Source organism: Patulibacter defluvii, assembly GCF_034096925.1.
Classification (GTDB): domain Bacteria; phylum Actinomycetota; class Thermoleophilia; order Solirubrobacterales; family Solirubrobacteraceae; genus Patulibacter; species Patulibacter defluvii.
On sequence record NZ_JAWZSQ010000019.1, the window covers coordinates 1 to 22,591 of the forward strand.

Sequence of the window (22,591 nt, forward strand, 5' to 3'; positions counted from 1 at the left end):
GCCGCCGGGCGCGCCCGCCGCCGCACTGGCCGCCTGGTCGGGCGCCGACGGGCCGCTGCCCGCGACCGGGATCGGTGCCGAGCGCGCGCTCGGCGAGCTGGCCGAGCTGCTGGCCGCCGGCCACAGCGACCCGGCCGATCCGCGCTGCGCCGCCCACCTGCACTGCCCGCCGCTGGCGGTCGCGGTCGCCGCCGATCTGGCGGTGTCGGTCCTCAACCCGTCGCTCGACTCGTGGGACCAGGGCCCCTCCTCGCTGGCCGTCGAGGACGAGCTGATCGCCGCGCTGGCGACGCTGGTCGGCTTCGACCGCGACCGCGCCGGCGGCACGATGACCACCGGCGGCACCGCCTCGACGCTGACCGCGCTGCTGCTGGCTCGCGAGCACGCCGCCCCGCGGCCGCTGCGGATCGCCTGCTCGGAGCTGGCCCACTTCTCGGTCCAGCGGGCCGCGCAGGTGCTGGGGATCGGCGAGGACGCGGTCGCGACGGTCGCGGTCGGGGCCGACGGCCGGCTGCCGGTCGACGGGCTGGAGCGGCTCCTGGCCGCCGAGCCCGAGGCCGCCTGGGCGGTGGTGGCGACCGCCGGCACCACCGACCTCGGCGCGATCGACCCGCTGGCCGCGATCGCGCGGGTCGCAGCCGCCCACGGCGCCTGGCTGCACGTCGACGCGGCCTACGGCGGCGGGGCGCTCTTCTCGCCGCGGCTGGCGCCGCTGCTGGACGGGATCGCCGCCGCCGACTCGCTCTCGCTCGACGCCCACAAGCTCGGCTGGCAGCCGGTCGCGGCCGGCGTGCTGCTGGTCCGCGACCGCGCGGCGATGGCCCCGCTCGACCGCCAGGTGGCGTACCTGAACGCGCTCGACGACACCGCCGCCGGCTACGAGGACCGGCTCGGCCGCTCGCTGCGGACCACCCGCCGGCCGGACGCCTTCAAGCTGCTGGTGACGCTGCGGGCGCTCGGCCGCGACGGGCTCGGGCGGCTGGTCGAGCGCTGCCACGAGCTGGCCGCCGTCGCCGCCGAGGTCGCGAGCGAGGCGGGGCTGGAGGTGCGGGCGCCTCCGACCCTCTCGACGGTGCTGCTGCGGCCGGCGATCGCCGATCCGGTCGCCCGCGACGAGCGCTGCGCGACGGTCCGCCGGCGGCTGCTGCGCGAGGGCCGGGCGGTGATCGGCCGGACCGAGATCCCCGGTGCCGGTCCCGGCCGCCGCTGGCTGAAGCTGACGCTGCTCAACCCGCACGCGACCGAGGCCGACGTGCGGGCGCTGGTGGCGCTGGTGGCCGATGCCGCCCGCGACTAGTTCGCCTGCAGCATCTCGGCGGCCAGGAACGACAGCTCGAGCGACTGCTGGGTGTTGAGCCGCGGGTCGCAGGCGGTCTCGTAGCGCGAGCCGAGCTGCTCGTGCGAGATCTCCTGGGCGCCGCCGAGGCACTCGGTGACGTCCTCGCCGGTGTGCTCGACGTGGATCCCGCCGGGGTGGGTACCGAGCGCCCGGTGGACCTCGAAGAAGCCCTTGACCTCGTCGACCACGCGGTCGAAGTGGCGGGTCTTGTGGCCGGTCGGCGACTCCTCGGTGTTGCCGTGCATCGGGTCGCACTGCCAGACCACCGTGTGGCCGGAGTCGCGGACCGCCTCGACGATCGGCGGCAGCGCGTCGCGGACCTTGTCGTTGCCCATCCGCGCGACGAGGCAGACGCGGCCGTCGACCTTGTTCGGGTCGAGCGCCCGCAGCAGCGCGACGGCGTCGTCGGGGCTGGTCTTCGGCCCCAGCTTGACGCCGGTTGGGTTGGCGGTGAGGGCGGCGAAGGCGACGTGGGCGCCGTCGATCTGGCGGGTCCGCTCGCCGATCCACTGCTGGTGGGCGGAGAGGTTGTAGAGCCGGTCGCCCTCCAGCCGCAGCAGCGCCCGCTCGTAGTCGAGCACCAGCAGCTCGTGGCTGGCGTACAGCTCGGTGCTCTTGAGCGAGCTGTCGTCGACCCCGCAGGCGTCCATGAAACGGAGGCTGCGGTCGATCTCCTGCGCCACCCGCTCGTAGCGGACGCCGGCCCGCGACTGGGCCACGAAGTCCATGTTCCACTCGTGCACGTGGTGCAGGTCCGAGTAGCCGGCGCCGGTGATCGCGCGGGTCAGGTTCATCGCCGCCGAGGCGTTGGCGTAGGCCCGCAGCATCCGGACCGGGTCGGGACGGCGGCCGTCGGCGGTCGGCTCGAGCGCGTTGACCATGTCGCCGCGGTACGAGGGCAGCCCGAGCGCGTCGACGTCGGAGCTGCGCGGCTTGGCGTACTGGCCGGCGATCCGGGCCAGCTTGACGACCGGCATCGAGGTGCCGTAGGTCAGGACGACCGCCATCTGCAGCAGCGTCCGGATCGTGCCGCGCAGGTGGGCCTCGGTGTTGTCGACGAAGGTCTCGGCGCAGTCGCCGCCCTGGAGCAGGAACGCCTCGCCGCGGGCGACGGCGCCGAGCCGCTCCTGGAGCCGGTCGACCTCGGCGGTGACGGTCACCGGCGGGACCGCCTCCAGCAGCCGCCGGACCTTCTCCGTGTACCCGGGATCGGGCCAGGCGGGTTGCTGCAGCGCGGGCCGCGCGAGGGCCTCGTCGAGCGCGGTCCGCAGCGCCGGCGGCAGCGGTGGCAGATCGGGCAGCGAGTCCGCCGGGATGTCGATCGTCCAGTTCACGAGCGACAGCCTATGGGTCGCCGCCTCGATGCACCGTGCCGACGGCCGATCGTCCGGTTCCGGCGGTCGCGGGCGGCGCTCAGCCGGGCCCGTGGCCGGCGGCGACGGGGGCCGCGGCCAGGTCCAGCTCGTAGCGCTGGTAGGTGACCGACGGCAGGCCCCAGCGGGGGCCGGTGGTCGACCGCACGACGGCGAAGCCGAGCCCGCGGTAGATCGCTCCGGCGGTGGTCAGGGCGCCGAAGGTCTCGAGCGCGATCCGCCGCTGGCCGGCCGCGCGGCCGGCGGCGACCGCCTCGCCGATCAGACGCCGGCCGAGCCCGTCGCCGCGGACGGCCGGGTCGAGCAGCACCCAGCGCAGCATCGCCAGCCCGTCGCCCTCGTCGGTGACGGCGACGCTGCCGGCGTGGCGGCCGTCGCGCTCGACGATCCAGAGGCCCTCGGTCGCCCGCGGGAAGCCGTCGGCGCGGGCCCGCTCGACCGCCTCGGCCACCCGCTCGACGAAGACCCGGTCGACGCCGTGCTCGGCGACGTAGGCCCGCTCGTGGTGGGCGACGATCGCGTCGAGGTCGCCGGGCCGCGGCTGGCGGCGGACGTGGACGGCGGGGCTCACGTGGTCCCCAGGCCCGGTCGGCCGCAGGCGGCGGGGGCGGCCGGGGCGACGGGCCGCGCACGGCGCTGGCCCGCGGCGTGGCAGCGCAGCAGCTCGACCAGCGGGCCGGTCGGCTGGAAGGGGTCGGCGATCGCCTCGCCGCTGGTCAGCGAGAGCGCGGCCTCGATCCGGCCCTCGCGCTCGGCGACCAGCAGCGGCCCGGGCGGCGGCCAGCGGGCGTCGCGCTCGGCCAGCCGCTGGAGGGCGTCGACGTCGCCGGGACGGTCGCGCCGCAGCACGACCGGCTGGCCGATCGGCGGCGCGGCGGACGGCGTGCGGCGGAGGCGGAGCATGGAGTCGATGATGGGCCGCGACTTCGATCGAAGCAAGATCTAGTTGTCACCGGATCGATCTCGAACTACGATCGGTCGACCGTGGAGCTGCGCCAGCTGCGCTACCTGGAGGCGGTCGCCCGCCACCGCCACTTCACCCGCGCGGCGGAGGAGCTGCACGTCGCCCAGTCGGCGCTCTCGCACCAGATCCGGCGGCTGGAGGCCGAGCTGGGCGCCCCGCTCTTCGCCCGCACCAGCCGCAGCGTGGTGCCGACCGAGGCGGGGGCGGCGCTGGCCGCCCGCGCCCGCCGCGTGCTCGACGAGGTCGAGGCCGGCCGGGCGGAGATCGACGCCCTCCAGGGCCTGATCCGCGGCCGGCTGACGATCGGGGCGATGCTGCCGGCCGGCGAGCTCGACGTCCCGCGGCTGCTGACCGGCTTCAGCGGCGCCCATCCCGGGATCGACATGGTGGTCCGCGAGGGCACCGCCGGCGACATGCTGCGGCACCTGGCCGAGGGCGAGGTCGACGCCGCCTTCGCGCTGGTCGCCGGCCCGCTGCCCGACGGGATCACCAGCGCCCCGCTGAGCGAGGAGGAGCTGGTGGCCGTCTTCCCGCCCGGCGGCGGCGACCCCGACCGCGACCCCGACCGCGCGGTGCCGCTGGCCGAGCTGGCCGACCGGCCGCTGATCACCCCGCGCGCCGACTCGGCCGTCCGCCGGGCGTTGGAGGAGGCGACCGCCGGCGCCCCGCTGCGGATCACGCTCGAGAGCGGCGATCCGTTCTTCCTCCGCTGCCTGGCCGCCGTCGGCTTCGGGACGGCGATCCTGCCGCGCTCGCTGGCCGAGCGCGACGGCCCGCCGGTGGTGGCGGCCAGCATCGACCCGCCGCTGCGGCTGCCGGTCTGCCTGCTCTGGCCCGAGCGCCGCCACCTGTCACCGGCGGCGCGGGCCTTCGTCGAGCACGTGCGGCGGGCGGCGCCCGAGCCTCAGCCGACGCCGTAGTGGCGGCGGGTGTCCTTGAAGAGCGAGGCGAAGATCGCGGCGTTGAGCGGTCCGCCGGGACGGCCGACCGCGGTCGGCTCGACGGCGACGGTCCAGGTGAAGCGGCAGGCGCCCTCGCCGTCCGGCTCGACCACGTAGTCCTCGGCGATCCGCTTGATCAGCGGCAGGTTCGCCCGCACGCCGACGAACGCCTTGCGGCGGCCCTCCTCCCAGACGACGTAGCGCTCGTCGAGCGCCAGCAGCCCGCGGAGGACCTTCACCTGGCGGGTGGTCCCGACCCCGAACGGCCGCGGCGAGGTCCAGGTCAGGCCGCTGAGCGCGCGGCACCAGTCGAGCGTGCCGTCCTTCGTCAGGTCGTTCCAGACCTCGCTCGCCGGGCGCGCGATCGCGAAGGTCTCCTGGAAGCGCTTGGGGGCCGAGGCGAGGAACGTCTCGTCGGTCGGGGCGAGGGTGTAGGCCATCGGGGCGGGTCCTTGGTCGCTTGACGTCGTGTCAGGGCGGCATCATCGCGGGCTCGGCGGCGGTCCGCAACGAGCCCGCCGGCGGTGCGCGAGACTGGCGCGATGACCGAGCCCCACCTGCACGCCCGGTTCCCCGCCCTCCGCGGCGGCCTGCCGCACGTCGCGCTCGGCGAGCGGCCGTCGCCGGTCCGGCGGCTGACGGCGCTGGAGGACGGTCCGGGGCCGGAGCTGTGGCTGAAGGACGACGGCGCGTTCGGCGACGGCGGCTGGGGCGGCAACAAGGTCCGCAAGCTGGAGTGGCTGCTGCCCGACGCCCGCCGCCGCGGCCGGCGGACGATCCTGACCTTCGGCGGGCTGGGCACGAACTGGGGGCTGGCGACGGCGCTCTACGCTCGCGATCAGGGCCTGCGGACCGCGCTGGTGCTGGTCGACCAGCCGATCGACGACCACGTGCGGGCCCAGCTGGGACGACTGGAGCGGTCGGGGGCGACGCTCCACCGCGTGCGCGACAAGCGCGGCGTGCTGCTGCGGCTGCCGGCGCTGCTGGCCCGCCACGCCGGCGGCGGACGGCCGCCGTACCTGCTGCCGCCGGGCGGCTCGTCGCCGGTCGGGGCGCTCGGCTACGTCGACGCCGCCTTCGAGCTGGCGGCGCAGGTGGCGGCCGGCGCGCTGCCGGAACCGGCCCACCTGGTGACGGCGGTCGGATCGGGCGGGACGGCGGCCGGGCTGGTGGTCGGGCTGCGCGCCGCCGGCCTGCGGACGCGAGTGGTCGGGGTGGTGGTCAACGACCAGCTGCGGCTCGACGAGCGGGCGGTGCTGGGCCTGGCCCGGCGGACGGCGACGCTGCTGCGCCGCCGCGGGGCCGACCTCGACCCCGACCCCGACCCGGTCGCCGACGACGGCCTGCTGCTGGTCCGCGAGTGGCTGGGGGACGGCTACGGCCACGCGACCGCGGAGGGCGACCGGGCGGTGCGGTTGGCCGGCGAGCGCGAGGGGCTGGCGCTCGACCCGGTCTACACCGGCAAGGCGCTGGCGGCGCTGCTCGACATGCGCGCGAGCGGCCGGCTGGGGGAGGGTCCGGTGCTCTTCCTCGACACCAACGGGCCGCGACCGGACGCCGTCCGATGACCGGGTTCGGGGTTCGGCTGGCCGACGAGCGGGACGCCGACGCCGTCGGCCGGCTGCTCCACGCCTTCAACCGCGAGTACGACGAGCCGACCCCCGACCCGCCGACCCTGGCGGCGCGGATCCGCGAGCTGCTGGCGGAGGGGACGACCGACGTGCTGCTGCTCGACGGCCCCGGCGGCGATCCCGAGGGGCTGGTGGTGCTCCGCTTCCGCTCGTCGATCTGGAGCCCGGCCCAGGAGTGCTACGTCGCCGAGCTGTACGTGGTGCCGGAGCGGCGAGGCGGCGGCCGCGGCCAGGCGCTGATGGAGGCGGCGCTCGAACGGGCGCGGGCGCGCGGGGCCGACCACGTCGACCTCGGCACCAGCGAGGACGACGTCGCGGCCCGCCGGCTCTACGAGCGGCTCGGGTTCCGCTGTCGCGAGGGCGGGCCGGACGGCCCGCTGATGTTCGTCTACGAGCGCGAGCTGTAGCGGCGGTCGTCAGGCCCAGCCCGCCGGCCGCCAGACGCCGCCGGCCGGGGGCGGCTCGCGGGCGCCGTCCAGGAAGCGGCGCAGCGCGTCGAGGCCGGGGTGGCGGTTGTCGCGCCGCCGCACCAGCGCGTGCGGGTAGACCGGCATCGGGTTGCGGACGGGGATCCGGCGCAGGTCGTGGCCGGCCGGCCACAGCAGCCGCGAGCGCGGGCCGACGAGGGTCGCCAGCTCGGGCGCGTCGGCGAGGGCGTCGAGCAGCGGCTCGGTGCCGAAGTTCGGGCCGAGGCCGTCGATCGTCAGCCCGAACGCCTGGCCGAGCGCGTCGTAGTAGGCGCCCCACTCGCTGCCGGGCACGATCCCGGGGATCCAGATCCGGTGGCCGCGGAGGTCGTGCGGGGTCACGGCCTCGGCGTCGGCGAGCGCGTGGCGGGGGCCGGTCAGCAGCTCCAGCGGCTCGTCGAGGGCGGCGCTCGCCGCCAGGTCGGCGGGCAGCGCCGCGGGGTCGATCACGGCCCGGAAGCTGGCGTCGATCGTGCCGTCGCGGACGGCGGTCAGCGCCTCGTCGATCGCGATCAGGGCGACCACGTCGAGCGCCAGCTCCGGCCGCGCGCGGTGGAAGTCGTGCAGCAGCACCCCGGCGCCGGCCCGCCGCCCGACGACGTCGACCCGCAGCGGCCGGCGGTCGGGACGGACCGCGGCGAGCGCGCGGTCGGCGGCCCGCAGCAGCTCGCGGGCGTGGGGCAGGAAGGCCTGGCCGTCGATCGTCGGCACGGCCCCCTGCGGGGTCCGCCGGAAGAGGGTCACGCCGAGCTCGCGCTCGAGCCCGAGGATCCGCTTCGAGACCGCCTGCTGGGTCAGCGAGAGCGCCGCGGCGGCGCGCTGGAACTGGCCGCTCTCGGCGACGGCGACGACGGTCCGGACGGCCTCCAGGTCCACTGAAGCAGCCTAGGTGCACAACCAGACGTTGTGCGCCGACGCCGATCGTTGCTTGGATCGCCGGTGCTGGGGCGATTCGATGGCGACCGTTCAACGTGCGGTTGTGGATCGACAGCAGGAGCAGCGGCGCGGCCGCCCCGCCGCTGGGGCCGGCGTTCGGCTGGCTGTGGGCGGCCTTCGCGGTCAGCACGATCGGCACCTGGCTGGCCTTCGACGCCTTCGCCCTGATCGCGGTGCTGGTGCTCGACGCGGGCCCGGCGGCGGTCTCGGGGCTGGCGGCGGCGGGCCTGGCGGTCGCGGCGGTGGTGGCGGTGCCGCTGGGACCGTGGGTCGAGCGGCGACCGAAGCGGCGGGTGATGGTGGCGATGGACCTGCTGCGGTTCGCGGCCCTGGCGACGGTGCCGCTGGCCGTCGCCCTCGGGCGGCTGACGATGGTCCAGCTGGTGGCGGTGGCGGTCGTGGTGGGGGCGAGCGACATCGCCTTCCGGGCGGCGAGCGGCGCCTGCCTGAAGGCGCTGGTGCCGGCCCCGCAACTGGTCCGCGCGACCGGCCGGCTGGAGGCGACGAGCTGGACGGCGACGATGGTCGGGCCGCCGCTCGGCGGGGCGGCGATCGCGCTGCTGGGGCCGGCGGCGACGATCCTGGCCAACGCGGTCAGCCACCTGCTCTCGGCGGCGGCGCTGCGGGCGATCCCGGGCGGAGAGCCGGCCCCGCCGACGACCGCCGCGAGCGGCGCGACCGGGCGCCCGCGGCCGGCCGAGCTGGTCGAGGGCTGGCGGTTCCTGCTGCGGCGGCCACCGCTGCGGGCGCTGCTGCTGAACACGGTCCTCGTCAACGGCCTGATCCTGGCCGTTCAGCCGCTGGTGGCGGTGCTGATGCTGGGGCGGCTCGGGTTCGCCCCCTGGCAGTACGCGCTGGCCTTCGGCGCGCCCTGCGTCGGCGGGCTGGTCGGGTCGCGGCTCGCGCCGTGGCTGGTCGCGCGCTGGGGCACGGCGACGGTGCTGCGGCGCACGGGCACCTGGCGGGCCTTCTGGTCGGTCGGCCTGGCCGCGGTCGTCCCCGGGCCGGGCGGCCTGCTGCTGGTGCTCGCCGTCCAGCTGGGCCTGGTCACCTGCGCCGGCCTCTTCAGCTCGGTCCTGGCCGCCCACCGCCTGGCCGCGGTCGACGACGGCCGCGTGGCCCGCGTGCTCGCCGCCTGGTCGACCACCAGCAACGCGACGGTCGCCGTCCTGACCGCCCTCTGGGGCCTGCTGGCCGGGCTGGTCGGCCTGCGGGCGGCGATCGCGGCGGCGGGCCTGCTGCTGTGGCTGACGCCGCTGCTGCTGCGCGGGACCGATGAGTTCCGCCGCCGCCCGCGGTCTTGGTCCGCGAAGCGCTTCCGCACGACCCGCCCGCTGTGACAGGGTGCGGCGCGCGGGAAGCGCGACTTCCCACCTCACCGACCCGGAGCACCACCGCCATGCGCCCCCTGATCGCCACCTCGTTCATGTCCCTCGACGGCGTCGTCGAGGCGCCCGGCGGGGAGCCGGGCTACCGCAACGCCGGCTGGACCTTCCAGGACATCGAGTTCCGGCCCGAGGCCTACGAGCTGAAGGGCCGTGAGCAGGAGGAGGCCGGCGCGATGCTGATCGGCCGCGTCAGCTACGAGGCGTTCGCTCCGGTCTGGCCGACGATGACCGAGGAGTTCCCGCGCTACAACGCGATGCCGAAGTACGTGGTCTCGACCACCCTCCAGGAGGACGACCTGGTCGAGAACTGGGGCGAGATCACGATCCTCCGCTCGCTCGACGACGTCGCGGCGCTGAAGCGGACCGAGGGCGGGCCGATCTCGATCCACGGCAGCGCGACGCTCAACCGCAACCTCGCCGACGCCGCCCTGATCGACCGCTACCACCTGCTCGTCTTCCCGACCCTGCTCGGGGCCGGCAAGCGGCTGTTCAGCGACAGCGACAAGGACAAGCAGATGCTGAACCTGGTCGAGAGCGAGTCCTATCCGAACGGGATCCAGAAGCTGATCTACGACGTGGTGCGCTAGCCCGGCCCGCGGGCGCGGGGCGCCAGCCGTGCGACGTTCGCCGTCACCGGCAGGGGTCAACGTGACACGCCGGCGGACGGACGGCCGCCGTGCGACGTTCGCCCCGCCCCGGCCCGCCCCGCCCCGCTAGCCCGGGCCGCCGCCGAAGCCGATCTGGTTGCCGTCGGGGTCGCGGAAGATCGCCTTCCGAACGCCGTTGGCGTAGGTCTCGGTGGTGCTCGGCTCCAGGCCGCGCTCGGCGATCCCGGCCAGCAGCCCGTCGAGGTCGCCGACGAAGACCGTCGGCCGCCCGTGGCCGGCGTGCTCCGGCTCCTCGGCGACCGCCAGGTAGCGGTGCTCGGCCAGCTCCCAGACCGCCTCGGTCGCGTGGGCGAGGAAGGCCGGCTCGCGACCGAGCAGCCGCTCGTACCAGGGCCGCGAAGTCGCGCACGTCGACGCAGGCGAAGAGGTCGATCTCCACGGACCGATCCTAGCCGCGGCGGCGCCACCAGCCGGCACTACGATCCCGACGGTGACCGGCCGCTCGATCGCCCTCTTCGTCCTCGCCGCGCTGCTCGAGATCGGCGGTGCCTGGCTCGTCTGGCAGGGCGTGCGCGAGCACCGCGGCCTGATCTGGGTCGGCGCGGGCGTGATCGCGCTCGGGCTCTACGGCTTCGTCGCGACCCTCCAGCCCGACGCCGAGTTCGGCCGGATCCTGGCCGCCTACGGCGGGGTCTTCGTGGCCGGATCGCTGGTCTGGGGGATGGTCGCGGACGGCTACCGGCCCGACCGCTGGGACGTCGCCGGGGCCCTGGTCTGCTTGGCCGGCGTCGGCCTGATCATGTACGCGCCACGGACCTAGAGGGGGCGAACGTCGCACGGCGCGGCGCCGCCGTCCGGGGGTGCGACGTTCAGCCCCGCCCGTGACGGTGAACGTCGCATGGGGCAGTGGCGCCGTCGCGGGGTGCGACGTTCGCCCCACGCTCCGCGGACGTCGCGGCGCAGCAGCCGTCGGGCGTCCCGCGCCAGAGCCCGACGCACTCCCGGACCGCGATCGCCGAGATCACCACCGCCGCGATCGGGTCGACGAACGCCAGCCCGGCCCCGGCGCCGATCAGCGCCACCAGCGCCGCCGCGGCCTGGGCGGCGCAGAGCAGGTTCTGGACGCCCTCGCCGGCCGTCGCGTCCGAGTCCAGCCGCACCGCCAGCCGCAGCTTCGCCCGGCCGAGCAGCGGCATCAGCACGACGGCGGTCGCGGTGACCGCGATCCCGACCGTGCTGGCGTGCGCCGGTCCGCCGCCCAGCAGCTTGGCGAACGCCTCGTAGAGGAAGTACGGCACCAGCAGCAGGAAGCTGCCGGCCACCCACCGCTGGGCCGTCCGCTCGCTGGTGGGGGAGAAGGTCCGCCGGCCGCTGAAGCGCCAGATGATCGTCACCGACGCCAGCCCCTCGACGAACGACGACGCGCCCCAGACCAGCAGCGAGAGCGAGTCCGCCTGGGCGCCGGCCAGCAGCCCGACCACGCCCTCCATTCCCATCCACAGCAGCGAGAACCACGACAGCTGCCGGGCTCGCCGGGCCGCTCGCAGCCAGCCCGAGTCGACCGCGACCGGACCGGCGACCGGGGCCGTGACGAACGTCAGCGGCAGCTCGACCGGCCGGCTCACGGCAGCGGCACCTCGGCGACCGCCGCCAGCAGCGCTCGCCCCGCCGGGGTCAGCGACGCGAACACGATCCGGCCTTCGCGGCGGCTCTCGACCAGGCCCGCCTGGCGCAGCCGCTTGAGGTGGTGCGAGACGGTCTTGTCGCTCTGGCCGGTGATCCAGCCCAGGTCGCAGCCGCACAGCTCGGCCTCGGCCAGCGCCTCCGCGATCAGCAGCCGCGTCGGGTCGCCGAGCAGCTTCAGCCGCTCGGCGCGGGCGGCCGTCCGCGCCGGGTCGAGCCGCCGCCGCAGGCCCTCGGCGGTCTCCAGGTCGAGGCAGAGCAGATCGCAGTGGTCCACGACGAACAGTCTAACGTGCGTTAGAGTGATTGCCATGCTCTCGCTCGTCCGCGCCGCCGTATCCCGCCAGCTGGCGCACCCCGCGGGCCCGGCCGGGCGGATCGTGGCCGCGCTGATGAACCGCGGCAACCGCGGCCTCAACCAGCGCGCGATCGAGCGGCTGGAGCTGGCGGCCGACTCGCGGGTGCTCGACCTCGGCTTCGGCGGCGGCGTCACGCTGCCGACGCTGCTGGCGCGGGCCGCCCACGTGGTCGCGATCGACCGCGCGCCGGAGATGGTCGCCGCGGCCCGCCGGCGCCACCCCGACGCGGTCGCCGGCGGCCGGCTCGACCTGCGCACGGGGCAGGTCGACCCGCTGCCGCTGGCCGACGGCGCCGTCGACCGGATCCTGACCGTCAACACCGTCTACTTCTGGCCCGACCTGCCCGCCGCGCTGGCCGAGCTGCGGCGGGTGCTGGCGCCCGGCGGGCGGCTGGTGATCGGGATCCGCGACGGCCCGGTGATGGACCAGGTCGACCGCGCCCTCTTCACCGTCCGCCCGCCCGCCGAGCTGGCCGCGGCCCTGCGCGAGGCCGGCTTCGCGCGGGTCGCGGTCGACTCGGCGGCCGACGGCTCCAGCCACCTGCTGGTGGCCGATCTGCCTCAGCCGCCGACGTAGGCGGCCAGGTGCTCGCCGGTCAGCGAGCCGTGCCTCTTCCAGTCGCCGACGAGGTCGGCCGGGGTGCCCTCGAAGACCACCCGTCCGCCGTCGTGGCCGGCGCCGGGCCCGAGGTCGATGATCCAGTCGGCGTGGGCCATCACCGCCTGGTGGTGCTCGATCACGATCACCGACTTGCCGTCGTCGACCAGCCCGTCGAGCAGGCCCAGCAGCTGCTCGACGTCGGCCAGGTGGAGGCCGGTGGTCGGCTCGTCGAGGACGTAGATCCCGCCCTTCTCGGCCATGTGGACGGCCAGCTTCAGCCGCTGCCGCTCGCCGCCGGAGAGCGTGTTCAGCGGCTGCCCGAGCCCGACGTAGCCGAGCCCGACGTCGGCCAGGCGGCGGACGATCTTGTGCGCCGCGGCCAGCTTGCCGTCGCCCTCGGCGAAGAACGCGACCGCCTCGTCGACCGGCATCGCCAGCACCTCGGCGATGTCCTTGCCGCCGAACCGGTACTCCAGCACCTCGGCCTGGAAGCGCTTGCCCTCGCAGTCCTCGCAGGGGGTCGAGACGGTGTCCATGAAGCCGAGCTCGGTGACGATCACCCCGGCGCCCTTGCAGGTCGGGCAGGCGCCCTCGGAGTTGGCGCTGAAGAGCGCCGGCTTGACCCCGTTGGCCTTCGCGAACGCCTTCCGGATCGGCTCCAGCAGCCCGGTGTAGGTGGCGGGGTTGCTGCGCCGCGAGCCCTTGATCGCGCCCTGGTCGACCGCCACCACGCCGTCGCGGCCGGCGACCGATCCATGGATCAGCGAGCTCTTGCCCGATCCGGCGACCCCGGTCACCACGCACAGCACCCCCAGCGGCACGTCGACGTCGACGTCCTGCAGGTTGTGGGTGCTGGCGCCGCGGATCTCCAGCTGCTCGGTCGCGGTCCGGACCTGGTCCTTCAGCGTCGCGCGGTCGTCGAGGTGACGCCCGGTCAGGGTGCCGCTGGCCCGCAACCCGTCGACGGTGCCCTCGAAGACCACCTCGCCGCCGGCCGCGCCGGCCCCGGGACCGAGGTCGACGACGTGGTCGGCGATCGCGATCGCCTCCGGCTTGTGCTCGACCACCAGCACCGTGTTGCCCTTGTCGCGCAGCCGCAGCAGCAGCTCGTTCATCCGCTCGATGTCGTGCGGGTGGAGCCCGATCGTCGGCTCGTCGAAGACGTAGGTGGTATCGGTCAGCGACGACCCCAGGTGGCGGATCATCTTCACCCGCTGGGCCTCGCCGCCGGAGAGCGTGCCCGACGGCCGGTCGAGGCTCAGGTAGCCGAGGCCGATCGCGGTGAACGAGTCGAGCAGGTGCTGGAGCCCACCCAGCAGCGGCGCGGCCGACGGCTCGTCGAGCGCCCGGATCCACTCGGCCAGGTCGCTGATCTGCATCGCGCAGAGCTCGGCGATGTTGGCCCCGCCGACCTTCGACGAGCGCGCCGACTCGCTCAGGCGGGTGCCGTCGCAGTCGGGGCAGGTGGTGAAGGCGACCGCGCGGTCGACGAACTTGCGGACGTGCGGCTGCAGCGCCTCGCGGTCCTTCGACAGCATCGACTTCTGGATCTTGGGGATCACGCCCTCGTAGGTGAGGTTGACCCCCTCGACCTTGATCTTGATCGGCTCGCTGTGGAGCAGGATCTCCCGCTCCTTCTTCGTGTACTTCGCGATCGGCTTGTCGAGGTCGAGCCCCGAGCCGCGGAAGAGCCGGCCCTGCCAGCCGTCCATGCTGTAGCCGGGCACGGTCAGCGCGCCCTCGTTGAGCGACTTCGACTCGTCGTAGAGCGCGGTCAGGTCGATGTCCGAGATCCGGCCCATCCCCTCGCAGCGCGGGCACATGCCGCCCAGGTAGACCCGCTTGCGGACGACGACCCGCTCGCCGGGGCCCTTGTCGACCGACATCGCCCCACTGGCGGTGCGGGTCGGGACGTTGAACGAGAAGGCCTGCGACGAGCCGATGTGGGGATCGCCGAGGCGGCTGAACAGCATCCGCAGCATCGCGTTGGCGTCGGTCACGGTGCCGACGGTCGAGCGCGGGTTCGCGCCCAGCCGCTCCTGATCGACGACGATCGCCGTCGTCAGCCCCTCCAGCAGGTCGACGTCGGGACGGGCCAGCGACGGCATGAAGCCCTGGACGAAGGCGCTGTAGGTCTCGTTGATCATCCGCTGCGACTCGGCGGCGACCGTGCCGAAGACGAGCGAGCTCTTGCCGGATCCGGAGACCCCGGTGAAGGCGGTCAGCCGCCGCTTGGGCAGCTCGACGCTGACGTCCTTGAGGTTGTTCTCGCGTGCGCCCTGGACGCGGATCAGGTCGTGGCTGTCGGCGGCGTGCGGGGCGGGGGCCTTGCTCATCGGGTCTCCGGTGCGGTCTCGGCGGGACGCGGGGAAGGGTCGGGTCAGGCCAGCCAGCGGCCGTCGCGCAGCAGCTCGCGGTCGGCCAGCTCGTTCACCTCGCGCCAGGCCTGGATCCGGCGCGGGGTGACGCGGAACCAGCGGTACGGCGTGGCCAGCGTACGGGGATCGAAGCCGGTGCGGGCCGCGAAGCGGTCGCCGCGGGCGGCCGGCAGCGCGTCGAGCGGCAGCGTCTCGACGTCGCCGTCGATCATCGTCACGTCGCGGGTCGGTCCGAGGCCCAGCCGGGCGCGGCCGGCGGCGGCCAGGTTGCGGCCGGTCGGGCTGTCGGCGGGGGTCGCCAGCAGCAGCGTCTCGCCGTCCCAGTCGAACGACAGCGGCACCAGGTACGGCTGGCCGTCGGCCGACGCGCTGGCCAGCCACAGGTCGACGTCGTCGGCCAGCCGTCGCTCGCTGTCGCGGCGGCGCTGGGCGCGGGAGCGGGGGAGGGCGCCGGTCATGGGACCGCACGCTAGCCACGGCCGCCCGCCGGCGCTTCTCGATTCCTGACCGCCGGTCGCCAACACGCAACTTTTGGTTGCACTCCCTGCCCCGACCCGCTACCTTGATGCGCAACCAAACGTTGCGAATAAGGGAGCGGGCATCGACATGGACCGGGGAACGATCGAACGGGAGCTGCGGATCGCGGCGTCGCCGGAGGTGGTCTTCGCGGTGATCTCGCAGCCGGAGCACATCCGCGGCTGGTGGGGCGCCGAGACGACGATCACGCCCGAGCCGGGGTCGACCGGGGCGCTGGCCTGGACCGACGCGGCGTCGGGCGAGGTCTCGACGGTGCCGATCACGGTCGTCGAGGTCGACCCGCCGCGACGGTTCGCCTTCCGCTGGACCCAGGCCGCGGGGGAGGCGGCGTCGGCGGCCAACTCGCTGCTCGTCACCTTCGACCTCGAGCCGGTCGACGGCGGCACCCGGTTGCGGTTCGCCGAGACCGGCTACCGCGAGCGCGACTGGGAGATCGCCCTGCTGGAGGAGACCTACCAGCAGCACGCGATCGGCTGGGACCGCTTCCTGCCACGGATCGCCGAGCGCGCGACCCGGGTGGTGACGACGGCATGAGCGCCGCGATCGACGACGAGCTGTGGTCGGCGGTCGGCGACCCGACCCGGCGGCGGATGCTCGACCAGCTGCTGCGCGACGGCGGCGGCACCGCCACCAGCCTCAGCGACCGGCTGCCGGTCACCCGCCAGGCGGTGGCCAAGCACCTCGGCGTGCTCGACCGCGCCGGCCTCGTCCACGCGGCGGCGGTCGGGCGCGAGCGGCGCTACCGGGTCGACGACGACCAGCTCTCGCGGGCCGTCGCCCAGCTGTCCGCGGTCGGCGCCGCCTGGGACGCCCGGCTGCAGCGGATCAAGGCGATCGCCGAGGCGATCGAGCGCACCACCTCCGACAACGACGACCACGACGAAGGAGCAGACCATGCCTGACATCCAGCACCGGATCGGGGCCACGGCCAGCCGCGAGCAGGTCTACGACGCGCTGGCCACCATCGACGGGCTCGCCGCCTGGTGGACCAGCGACACCCAGGGCCAGGCGGAGCCCGGCGGCACGATCCGGTTCCGCTTCGGCGACGCCGGCGGGTTCGACATGAAGGTCCTCGACCAGCGCCCCAACGAGCGGATCGAGTGGGAGGTGACCCGCGGCCCCGACGAGTGGATCGGGACCCACGTCCACTTCGACCTCGACCGCGAGGACGAGTACACGATCGTCCGCTTCAAGCACGAGGGCTGGAGCGACGCCAACGAGTTCCTCTCCCACTGCAGCACCAAGTGGGCGACCTACCTGATGAGCATGAAGCAGCTGGTCGAGACCGGCACCGGCGCCGCCTTCCCGCGCGACGTCCAGATCAGCAACTGGCCCTGATCCGGGGCCGGCGGGAGACCGCGCCGGCGACCGCCAGTCCGTAGACTTCTGCCTGCACAGCGCCGCTTTTCGGGGCGCTGGGCAGGCACTGGTCGCCAGCGACGAAAGGGCTCCGCCGATGGCCGCGCTCGGCGCGCCGGAACTGATCGCGCTCGCCCTCTGCGGGCTCGCCGCCGGGATCGGGATCACCGCCGTCGGACCGGGCGGGGTGCTGGCCACGATCGGCCTCGTCGCCTTCACCGGGCTGCCGCCGGCGACGGTCGCCGGGACCGCGATCGTCACCCACGTGGCGACCGGGGCCCTGGGGACCGCCGCCTACCGCCGCTCCGGGCAGCTGCGCCAGCCGCCGGCCCGTCGCAGCGCGCTGATCCTGGCCGCGGCCGCGGTCGTCGCCACGCCGCTCGGGGTGCTCGTCAACGCGCAGGTCTCCGGGCGGCTGTTCGGGATCCTGCTCGGCGCCTTCGCCGTGCTCGTCGCCGGGTTCGTCTGGTCCCGCCGCCGCCGCGATCGCCGTTCGGCGGCGCCGGTCGAGCACCATCCGCGCCACCCGCTGCCGCTGCTGGCGGCGATCGGGCTCGCGGTCGCCGTGGTCAGCGGCCTGCTCGGCCTCGGTGGGCCGATGCTGGCCGTGCCGCTGCTGGTCGCGATCGGCGTCCCGCTGCTGTCGGCGCTGGCCGCCGCCCAGGCCCAGTCGGTGGTGATCGCCGGCGTCGGGACGATCGGCTACGTGGTCCAGGGCGCCGTCGACTGGCCGCTGGCCGCGCTCGTCGGCGTGCCCGAGCTGGGCGGCGTGCTGATCGGCTGGAAGATCGCCCGCACGCTGCCGACCCGGCGGCTGGAGCAGGGGCTGATCCTGGTCCTGCTCGCGCTCGCGCCCTACCTGGCGCTGCACGGGTGAGCGGGGCACGGGCCTCGCCCAACGCCCGATACCCTTCGCCCACGTTCTCAGGGCGGGGTGGAACTCCCCACCGGCGGTGAGGTCGTCCCGGCGGATCCGGGGCGGTCGAGCCCGCGAGCGCCATCGCGGTCCGTCGGGTCGCGGTGGGTCAGCAGATCCGGTGCGATTCCGGAGCCGACGGTCACAGTCCGGACGGAAGAGAGCGCGACGGGCCGCCGTGCGCGTCGTCACGCCCTGGGTGACACGAGCAAGGAGAACCCCATGTCACCCACCGCTTCCCGGATCGCGATCGTCGCGGCCCGCTGGCACGCCGACATCGTCGACGTCGCCGTCACCACCGCCGCCGCCGAGTTGGAGCAGCGCGGCTTCGAGATCGACGTCGTGGCGGTGCCCGGCGCGTTCGAGATCCCGCTCCAGGTCCGCCGTCGCGCCGTCTCCGGGCGGTACGCCGGCGTGGCCGCCGTCGCGCTGGTCGTCGACGGCGGCATCTACCGCCACGACTTCGTCGCCTCGTCGGTGGTCGACGGGCTGATGCGCATCCAGCTGGAGACCGACGTGCCGGTCTTCTCGGCCGTGCTGACCCCGCACCACTTCCACGAGCACGACGAGCACACCGGCTACTTCCGCCGCCACTTCGAGACCAAGGGCCGCGAGCTGGCCGCGGCGGTCGACGCGACCGTCCGCCTGCCCGCGGTCTGACCCGCCACCCCGTCCCCGGAACCGCGACGCGGCCCGGGGGCGGGGGATAGGCTGCCGGACATGCGTTCGATGCGTGTGCGGCGCGCCTGGACGGTCGTCCTGGCGGGGATCGGCGTGGCGACGGCGGCGACCGGCGCGGGACCGGCCTCCGCCGCGACCGAGCCGCGGGCCCTGACCGCCGAGGCCTATCCGGGGAACACGCTGAAGATCACCGTCGACGAGCCGCTCGTCGCCGGCACGATCGCCCGGGTCAAGCTCTCCGGGCACGCCCACTGGAAGGACGCCAACGACACCTTCCTCTCGGGCTACGGGCTCTGGCTCTACGTCCAGGACGCCGAGGCCGACGCCGAGTGCGAGCCGTGGTACGGCCCGCAGCTGCAGAAGTCGATCAACGTCGCCGTCAACGCGACCGCCGGCTCCAGCGGCTGGGTGATGGGCGGCGAGCAGGAGATCCAGCGCGACCCGGCGTCGCTCGACGTCGACTGGGGGACCGACTCGGCCCCGTTCAGCGTCCGCCGCGGCGTCCGGCGGGTGCTGCTCTGCGCCTACCAGCGCTACGTGATCGACGACGTCGCCTCGTACCAGCTGCCGGTCGCCGTCCGCCAGCCGTCCTGCCGGGCGGTCCCGTCGACCGTCCGCCGCGGCCGCAAGCTGCAGCTGCGCTGCAACGTCAGCGGGCGGGCGAAGGTCCGCTTCCGCGGTCCCGCCTCGCGCACGCTGAGCACCAAGCTCAGCGGCAAGGACGGCCGCGGCAGCGTCTCGACCCGGCGGTTGAAGCCCGGGCGCTACCGGGTCACCGTCCACGCCGGCGACCAGCAGCTCGGGGGACGGTTCACGGTCCGGGTGCGCTAGGGGCGGGGGTCACGGCCCCGACCTTCAGGGCGGTCATCCGGGCGTGCGAGCCGTTCCAGCTCGCGCCCGTCATCGAGCAGCTGACGCTGGCGCTGCCGGCCGCGGTGAAGGTGCGCGCGACCTCGGTCGCGAGCGTGACGCCGACGCCCGTCGCGTCCGGCGCGAGGCCGTTGGCGACGTCGGTCTCGCCGCCGGCGTTCAGCACGCAGGAGGCGACGTGGATGCCGTTCGGCGCCGATCGCGTGACGTCGACCTTGGCCGTGATCAGGTAGTCGCCGGCCGGCAGGTCCTGGATCGCCAGGATCCGCTGGCTGCCGTTGATCGGGCCGGCGACGATCGCGTCGCTCTCGACGACGAAGGCATTCGACGGACCGATCGGACCGGCGGGGCCGGTGGCGCCGGTGCGGCCGGTCTTGCCGGCCAGCGCCTTGCGGACGGCAGGCTTGATCTGCGACGGCTTGGTGATGACGTAGCGGCTGGCGGCGGTGGCGCCGCCCGCGACCACGGTCAGGGCGACGACGGCGATCAGCAGCGCGGTCCAACCGCGGCCGATCCGGGAGAGGACATTCGACATCAGGGGGCCTCCTGCGGCCGGGGGGTCTCGTCGGGACGCCCTCCCGGCCGCGCTGGAGCGTCCGCCGGCAGCGTCGTCGGCGACGGATGAAGCGGCGATGAAGGACGCGGCAGCGCCGGCGGTTCATCTGCGCTTCATCCGCCGGGCGCGACGCTCTCGGCGGGCGTTCGGCGAGGCCGGGCGGACGCCCGATCGACACCGCTCCGCCCGGCTCCCGAAAGGACCCCCCGATGTCTCGCACCAACCTCCACCGGATCACCGCGATCGCCGCCGCCGCCTCGCTGTCCCTGACGCTCGGCGCCGCCACCGGGCAGGCCGCGGTCAAGGGCTCGTCGATCAAGCGCGGCAGCATCCCGGCCAACCGGATCAAGCCCAACTCGCTGACCGGCGCCCAGATCGACGAGCTGAAGCTGGGGCCGGTCACGCTCGCCCGCAGCGCCGAGCGCGCCGCCACCGCCGCCGCGGCCGACGACGCCAAGAAGCTCAACGGACGCGACCAGACCGCGTTCCTGGCCAACACGGTCCGGATGGTGTTCAAGGAGAGCGCGCCGATCGTCGGCTCGACCGGCGGCACCCCGGCCGACGTCACCGCCTCGTGCGGGCCGAACGAGAAGGCGATCGGCGGCGGCGGGGCCTGGATCATCCCCAACTTCCAGGACAACAACCAGCCGAGCGCGCTGCACCTGCTGATCTCCGGCTCGATGCCCGATCCGGCCGTGCCCGACCCCAACGGCGCGACCGGCTGGCGGGTCCTCGGCCGCAACCTCGAGAACGGCCTGACCCGCGTGCTGCGGGCCTACGTCACCTGCGTGCCGAAGACGGCGTAGGGGAGAGGACCTCGCGGGCGGCGCGCTCGCCCGCGAGGACCGCGCCGTCCATCGAGCCGAACCCGTCGGTGGCGGTCTCCGCCGCCGCCCAGTGGATCGCGCCGGCCGGCTGCCGCAATATCGCGCCGAAGGTGGTCCAGCCGCCGGGCGGGAAGAAGCCGCAGTAGCAGCCGTGGCTCCAGCGCTCATCGGTCCACGAATGCTCGTGGTACTGGTCCGGGCGGCCGGCGTCGGGTCCGAAGAGGCGGGTCAGCTGCTCGATCACCCGCGCCTGGCGCTCCGCCGCGGGAACCGCCTGCAGCCGGCGGGCGTCGTCGGCGAGCAGGAACGCCAGCAGCACCCCGCGGCCGTCGCCGGGCGGCGAGTTGTCGAAGGTCATCTTCACCGGGCCGCCCGGCAGCAGGGCGTGGCCCGAGAGCCCGGCGTCGCGCCAGAACGGCCGCGAGTAGACGAGGTTGACCTTCGTGACCGCGCCGTGGTGCATCCGGTGGCCCAGCTGGTAGCGGCCGCCGGGCAGGTCGGGCTCGAACTCGATCGCGCCGGTCACCGCCGGCGGCACGGCGACGACGACCCGTCCCGCCCGCACCGTCCGGCGATCGCCGGTCACGAGCACGCCGTCCGGGCGCTGCTCGATCCGGCGCACGGGGGAGGCGCGGACGACGGCGTCGCCGAGCAGCGCGGCGACCCGCTCGGCGATCTCCTGCGATCCGCCGACGAAGCGGTCCTGCTGGTAGCCGCCGCGGGTCCGGATCAGCGCGTTCAGCCCGCGCCCGACCTTCAGGTAGTAGAGCCAGTGCAGCAGCGACATCTCCCGCGGCTCGGCCGCGAGCACGGCGTTGACGGCCAGCCGCATCAGCTCGCGGCCGGAGCGGGTCCGCATCCGACGGTCGATCCAGGTCTGCGCGGTCTGGCGGTCCCAGGCGTCGGCGCGGGGGTGGTCCTGGGGCGCGGCGAGGTCGATGGTGGCGGCCAGCCGTTCCAGCCGCGCCTGCGCCAGCCGGTAGTCGACCAACCCGATCGGGGTCCTCCGGGGGACGTGGCCGCGGTAGGCGCTGACCCGGTCGCCGATCGCGTACAGGTGCCGGCCCTCGATGTGGGTGGGGAAGGTGCGGATCCCGACCTCGGCGGCCAGCGCGACGACGTGCTGGTGGGCCGGGCCGGCCCACTGGCCGCCCACCTCGACGATCTGGCCATCGCCGATCGGCGCGTTCAGGGTCCGGCCGCCGACGCGGTCGCGGGCCTCGAGCAGGACTACGGAGCGGCTGGCCTGCTGCAGGCGCAGCGCGCAGGTCAGGCCGGAGAGACCGCCGCCGACGACCACGGCGTCGACGGTCGGAGGCTCGGGGGCGGGGGTCGTCATCGCGTCTCGTCTCGGTAGCGGTCGAGGGGATTGGCGGCGATCGCGATCCGCATCCCCGATCGCCAGAGCACCGCGGCCCGCGAGCCCGGTCGCTCGACCGCCTCGCGGCGCATGGCGTCGGCGAAGCGGAGCGCGAAGTCGCCGCGCGGGTGCCGTCGCAGGACGGCGAGGATCTGGGCGCCGTCGAGCTGGTCGGCGCGGGTGCCGGCGACGTCGAGGTGGGCCGCGGCGTGCAGCAGGTGGGCCTCCGGACCCGTGGCCAGCGGCACCCGGACGTTCATGTGCGCGGCGATCGCGTCGGCGATCCGCTGGGCGAACGCGGCCTCGGCGCCGGCGGCCAGCGCCGTCGCCCGGGCGACCTCGCCGCCGTGGACGGCGAAGCAGGCGGCGTGGCCGGTCGGGCGGTGGTCGTCGGAGAGCCCGATGTCGTGGAGCACGCAGGCGACGTAGAGCAGCTCTGGGTCGTAGCCGACGCGTTCGCGGGTGGTGGTGGCGAGCAGGTCGGCCCACAGCCAGCAGCGGAGGCTGTGGTGGAGCAGCCAGGAGGCCGAGCTGTCGCGGGCCAGCTCGAGGGCGGTGCGGGCCAGCGCGCCGTCGGGCGGGTCGGCCAGCGTGACCGAGGCCGGATCGGCGCCGTGGCGGGCCCGCAGGTGGGCGCGAGTGGCGGCCGGCAGCTGCCGCAGCTGGGCCCGGACGGCGGCCGCGGCGAAGGCCAGCTGGGCGCGAGCCGTGGGGGTGGTCGAGGGCATGCCGCGGATCCTGGGCGGCGGGGCGCGGCGCGTCTCGGCGAGATCCGCAGCCGCGGGACGGCGCGCTTCCGGAACTCCGGAATCGGCCGC

Annotated in this window: 28 protein-coding genes and 1 riboswitch; of the genes, 15 read left to right on the forward strand and 13 right to left on the reverse strand. The window is 75.1% G+C overall.

Translation table 11 applies throughout. From position 1 onward, the window contains the following. A partial coding sequence (locus SH587_RS17495; RefSeq protein WP_320671931.1) for a pyridoxal phosphate-dependent decarboxylase family protein occupies nt 1-1,297 on the forward strand: 1,297 nt, incomplete at its 5' end. On the opposite strand, the gene SH587_RS17500 is transcribed toward SH587_RS17495, so the two are convergent. The 3 genes from SH587_RS17500 to SH587_RS17510 all read right to left on the reverse strand — a co-directional run bounded on the left by SH587_RS17500 (nt 1,294) and on the right by SH587_RS17510 (nt 3,615). Further along, nucleotides 1,294-2,673 (reverse strand): class II 3-deoxy-7-phosphoheptulonate synthase, encoded by a 1,380-nt coding sequence (locus tag SH587_RS17500; protein ID WP_320671932.1) that lies wholly within the window; start codon nt 2,671-2,673, stop codon nt 1,294-1,296. The genes SH587_RS17495 and SH587_RS17500 overlap by 4 nt on opposite strands. A gap of 79 nt (nt 2,674-2,752) precedes the next feature. Continuing rightward, a complete protein-coding gene (locus SH587_RS17505) occupies nt 2,753-3,283 on the reverse strand; it encodes a GNAT family N-acetyltransferase (RefSeq protein WP_320671933.1) in 531 nt (176 codons plus the stop codon). Further along, nucleotides 3,280-3,615: a GNAT family N-acetyltransferase gene (locus SH587_RS17510; RefSeq protein ID WP_320671934.1), complete on the reverse strand. Its 336-nt coding sequence runs from the start codon at nt 3,613-3,615 to the stop codon at nt 3,280-3,282. The genes SH587_RS17505 and SH587_RS17510 overlap by 4 nt, the downstream gene beginning before the upstream one ends. Nucleotides 3,616-3,696: 81 nt before the next feature. Between SH587_RS17510 and SH587_RS17515 the strand changes: the two genes are divergently transcribed. Continuing rightward, a complete protein-coding gene (locus SH587_RS17515) occupies nt 3,697-4,596 on the forward strand; it encodes a LysR family transcriptional regulator (protein WP_320671935.1) in 900 nt (299 codons plus the stop codon). Here the strand turns inward: SH587_RS17515 and SH587_RS17520 are convergent. Beyond that, nucleotides 4,581-5,057, reverse strand: coding sequence for an SRPBCC family protein (locus SH587_RS17520; RefSeq protein WP_320671936.1), 477 nt, complete (start codon nt 5,055-5,057; stop codon nt 4,581-4,583). The two genes, SH587_RS17515 and SH587_RS17520, sit on opposite strands and share 16 nt — an antisense overlap. Before the next feature lie 102 nt (nt 5,058-5,159). Here SH587_RS17520 and SH587_RS17525 point away from each other — a divergent pair, with 102 nt between their 5' ends. Then, a complete protein-coding gene (locus tag SH587_RS17525; RefSeq protein WP_320671937.1) occupies nt 5,160-6,185 on the forward strand; it encodes a 1-aminocyclopropane-1-carboxylate deaminase/D-cysteine desulfhydrase in 1,026 nt (341 codons plus the stop codon). Continuing rightward, nucleotides 6,182-6,655, forward strand: coding sequence for a GNAT family N-acetyltransferase (locus SH587_RS17530; protein ID WP_320671938.1), 474 nt, complete (start codon nt 6,182-6,184; stop codon nt 6,653-6,655). Before SH587_RS17525 ends, SH587_RS17530 begins: the two co-directional genes overlap by 4 nt. Before the next feature lie 9 nt (nt 6,656-6,664). Here the strand turns inward: SH587_RS17530 and SH587_RS17535 are convergent, their stop codons facing one another. Continuing rightward, nucleotides 6,665-7,591, reverse strand: coding sequence for a LysR family transcriptional regulator (locus tag SH587_RS17535; RefSeq protein ID WP_320671939.1), 927 nt, complete (start codon nt 7,589-7,591; stop codon nt 6,665-6,667). A gap of 95 nt (nt 7,592-7,686) precedes the next feature. Here SH587_RS17535 and SH587_RS17540 point away from each other — a divergent pair, with 95 nt between their 5' ends. Together SH587_RS17540 and SH587_RS17545 are read left to right on the forward strand one after the other, a co-directional pair. After that, a complete protein-coding gene (locus SH587_RS17540; protein ID WP_320671940.1) occupies nt 7,687-8,991 on the forward strand; it encodes an MFS transporter in 1,305 nt (434 codons plus the stop codon). 59 nt (nt 8,992-9,050) lie between these two features. Further along, nucleotides 9,051-9,626, forward strand: a complete 576-nt coding sequence (locus SH587_RS17545) for a dihydrofolate reductase family protein (protein ID WP_320671941.1) — start codon at nt 9,051-9,053, stop codon at nt 9,624-9,626. A gap of 126 nt (nt 9,627-9,752) precedes the next feature. On the opposite strand, the gene SH587_RS17550 is transcribed toward SH587_RS17545, so the two are convergent. After that, on the reverse strand, nt 9,753-10,124 hold the full coding sequence (locus SH587_RS17550; protein ID WP_320671942.1) for a VOC family protein: 372 nt from the start codon (nt 10,122-10,124) through the stop codon (nt 9,753-9,755). A 13-nt stretch (nt 10,125-10,137) separates the two neighbouring features. On the opposite strand from SH587_RS17550, the gene SH587_RS17555 reads away from it, so the two are divergent. Further along, nucleotides 10,138-10,467 carry a YnfA family protein gene (locus SH587_RS17555; protein WP_320671943.1) on the forward strand — a complete coding sequence of 110 codons (330 nt, stop codon included), beginning with the start codon at nt 10,138-10,140 and terminating at the stop codon, nt 10,465-10,467. Nucleotides 10,468-10,516: 49 nt separating this feature from the next. On the opposite strand, the gene SH587_RS17560 is transcribed toward SH587_RS17555, so the two are convergent. Together SH587_RS17560 and SH587_RS17565 are read right to left on the reverse strand one after the other, a co-directional pair. Then, complete coding sequence (locus SH587_RS17560) at nt 10,517-11,272, reverse strand: cation diffusion facilitator family transporter (protein ID WP_320671944.1); 756 nt, start codon at nt 11,270-11,272, stop codon at nt 10,517-10,519. Further along, on the reverse strand, nt 11,269-11,607 hold the full coding sequence (locus tag SH587_RS17565; RefSeq protein ID WP_320671945.1) for an ArsR/SmtB family transcription factor: 339 nt from the start codon (nt 11,605-11,607) through the stop codon (nt 11,269-11,271). The genes SH587_RS17560 and SH587_RS17565 overlap by 4 nt, the downstream gene beginning before the upstream one ends. Before the next feature lie 34 nt (nt 11,608-11,641). On the opposite strand from SH587_RS17565, the gene SH587_RS17570 reads away from it, so the two are divergent. Next, nucleotides 11,642-12,265 (forward strand): class I SAM-dependent methyltransferase, encoded by a 624-nt coding sequence (locus tag SH587_RS17570; protein ID WP_320671946.1) that lies wholly within the window; start codon nt 11,642-11,644, stop codon nt 12,263-12,265. Here SH587_RS17570 and SH587_RS17575 read toward each other — a convergent pair. Together SH587_RS17575 and SH587_RS17580 are read right to left on the reverse strand one after the other, a co-directional pair. Next, nucleotides 12,250-14,625: an ATP-binding cassette domain-containing protein gene (locus tag SH587_RS17575; RefSeq protein WP_320671947.1), complete on the reverse strand. Its 2,376-nt coding sequence runs from the start codon at nt 14,623-14,625 to the stop codon at nt 12,250-12,252. The two genes, SH587_RS17570 and SH587_RS17575, sit on opposite strands and share 16 nt — an antisense overlap. A gap of 44 nt (nt 14,626-14,669) precedes the next feature. Beyond that, nucleotides 14,670-15,125: a pyridoxamine 5'-phosphate oxidase family protein gene (locus tag SH587_RS17580; RefSeq protein ID WP_320671948.1), complete on the reverse strand. Its 456-nt coding sequence runs from the start codon at nt 15,123-15,125 to the stop codon at nt 14,670-14,672. Between the two features lie 148 nt (nt 15,126-15,273). On the opposite strand from SH587_RS17580, the gene SH587_RS17585 reads away from it, so the two are divergent. The 6 genes from SH587_RS17585 (at nt 15,274) to SH587_RS17610 (ending at nt 18,991) form a co-directional block, all read left to right on the forward strand. Continuing rightward, a complete protein-coding gene (locus tag SH587_RS17585; protein WP_320671949.1) occupies nt 15,274-15,738 on the forward strand; it encodes an SRPBCC domain-containing protein in 465 nt (154 codons plus the stop codon). After that, the gene (locus tag SH587_RS17590; RefSeq protein ID WP_320671950.1) at nt 15,735-16,106 is read left to right on the forward strand and encodes an ArsR/SmtB family transcription factor; all 372 of its coding nucleotides are present in this window, start codon (nt 15,735-15,737) and stop codon (nt 16,104-16,106) included. Before SH587_RS17585 ends, SH587_RS17590 begins: the two co-directional genes overlap by 4 nt. Continuing rightward, the gene (locus SH587_RS17595) at nt 16,099-16,542 is read left to right on the forward strand and encodes an SRPBCC family protein (RefSeq protein ID WP_320671951.1); all 444 of its coding nucleotides are present in this window, start codon (nt 16,099-16,101) and stop codon (nt 16,540-16,542) included. The genes SH587_RS17590 and SH587_RS17595 overlap by 8 nt, the downstream gene beginning before the upstream one ends. A gap of 118 nt (nt 16,543-16,660) precedes the next feature. Continuing rightward, nucleotides 16,661-17,440: a sulfite exporter TauE/SafE family protein gene (locus SH587_RS17600; protein WP_320671952.1), complete on the forward strand. Its 780-nt coding sequence runs from the start codon at nt 16,661-16,663 to the stop codon at nt 17,438-17,440. A 39-nt stretch (nt 17,441-17,479) separates the two neighbouring features. Then, a riboswitch (FMN riboswitch) is annotated at nt 17,480-17,648 on the forward strand. 53 nt (nt 17,649-17,701) lie between these two features. Then, a complete protein-coding gene (locus SH587_RS17605) occupies nt 17,702-18,139 on the forward strand; it encodes a 6,7-dimethyl-8-ribityllumazine synthase (RefSeq protein WP_320671953.1) in 438 nt (145 codons plus the stop codon). A gap of 60 nt (nt 18,140-18,199) precedes the next feature. Further along, nucleotides 18,200-18,991, forward strand: a complete 792-nt coding sequence (locus SH587_RS17610) for a hypothetical protein (RefSeq protein WP_320671954.1) — start codon at nt 18,200-18,202, stop codon at nt 18,989-18,991. On the opposite strand, the gene SH587_RS17615 is transcribed toward SH587_RS17610, so the two are convergent. Beyond that, a complete protein-coding gene (locus tag SH587_RS17615; protein ID WP_320671955.1) occupies nt 18,972-19,565 on the reverse strand; it encodes a hypothetical protein in 594 nt (197 codons plus the stop codon). The genes SH587_RS17610 and SH587_RS17615 overlap by 20 nt on opposite strands. A 230-nt stretch (nt 19,566-19,795) precedes the next feature. Here SH587_RS17615 and SH587_RS17620 point away from each other — a divergent pair, with 230 nt between their 5' ends. Then, entirely contained in the window at nt 19,796-20,392 is a 597-nt protein-coding gene (locus SH587_RS17620; protein ID WP_320671956.1) for a hypothetical protein, read from the forward strand. Here SH587_RS17620 and SH587_RS17625 read toward each other — a convergent pair. Then, nucleotides 20,367-21,752: a flavin monoamine oxidase family protein gene (locus SH587_RS17625; protein WP_320671957.1), complete on the reverse strand. Its 1,386-nt coding sequence runs from the start codon at nt 21,750-21,752 to the stop codon at nt 20,367-20,369. The genes SH587_RS17620 and SH587_RS17625 overlap by 26 nt on opposite strands. Continuing rightward, entirely contained in the window at nt 21,749-22,501 is a 753-nt protein-coding gene (locus SH587_RS17630; protein ID WP_320671958.1) for an HD domain-containing protein, read from the reverse strand. The genes SH587_RS17625 and SH587_RS17630 overlap by 4 nt, the downstream gene beginning before the upstream one ends. Between the last annotated feature and the right edge of the window lie 90 nt (nt 22,502-22,591).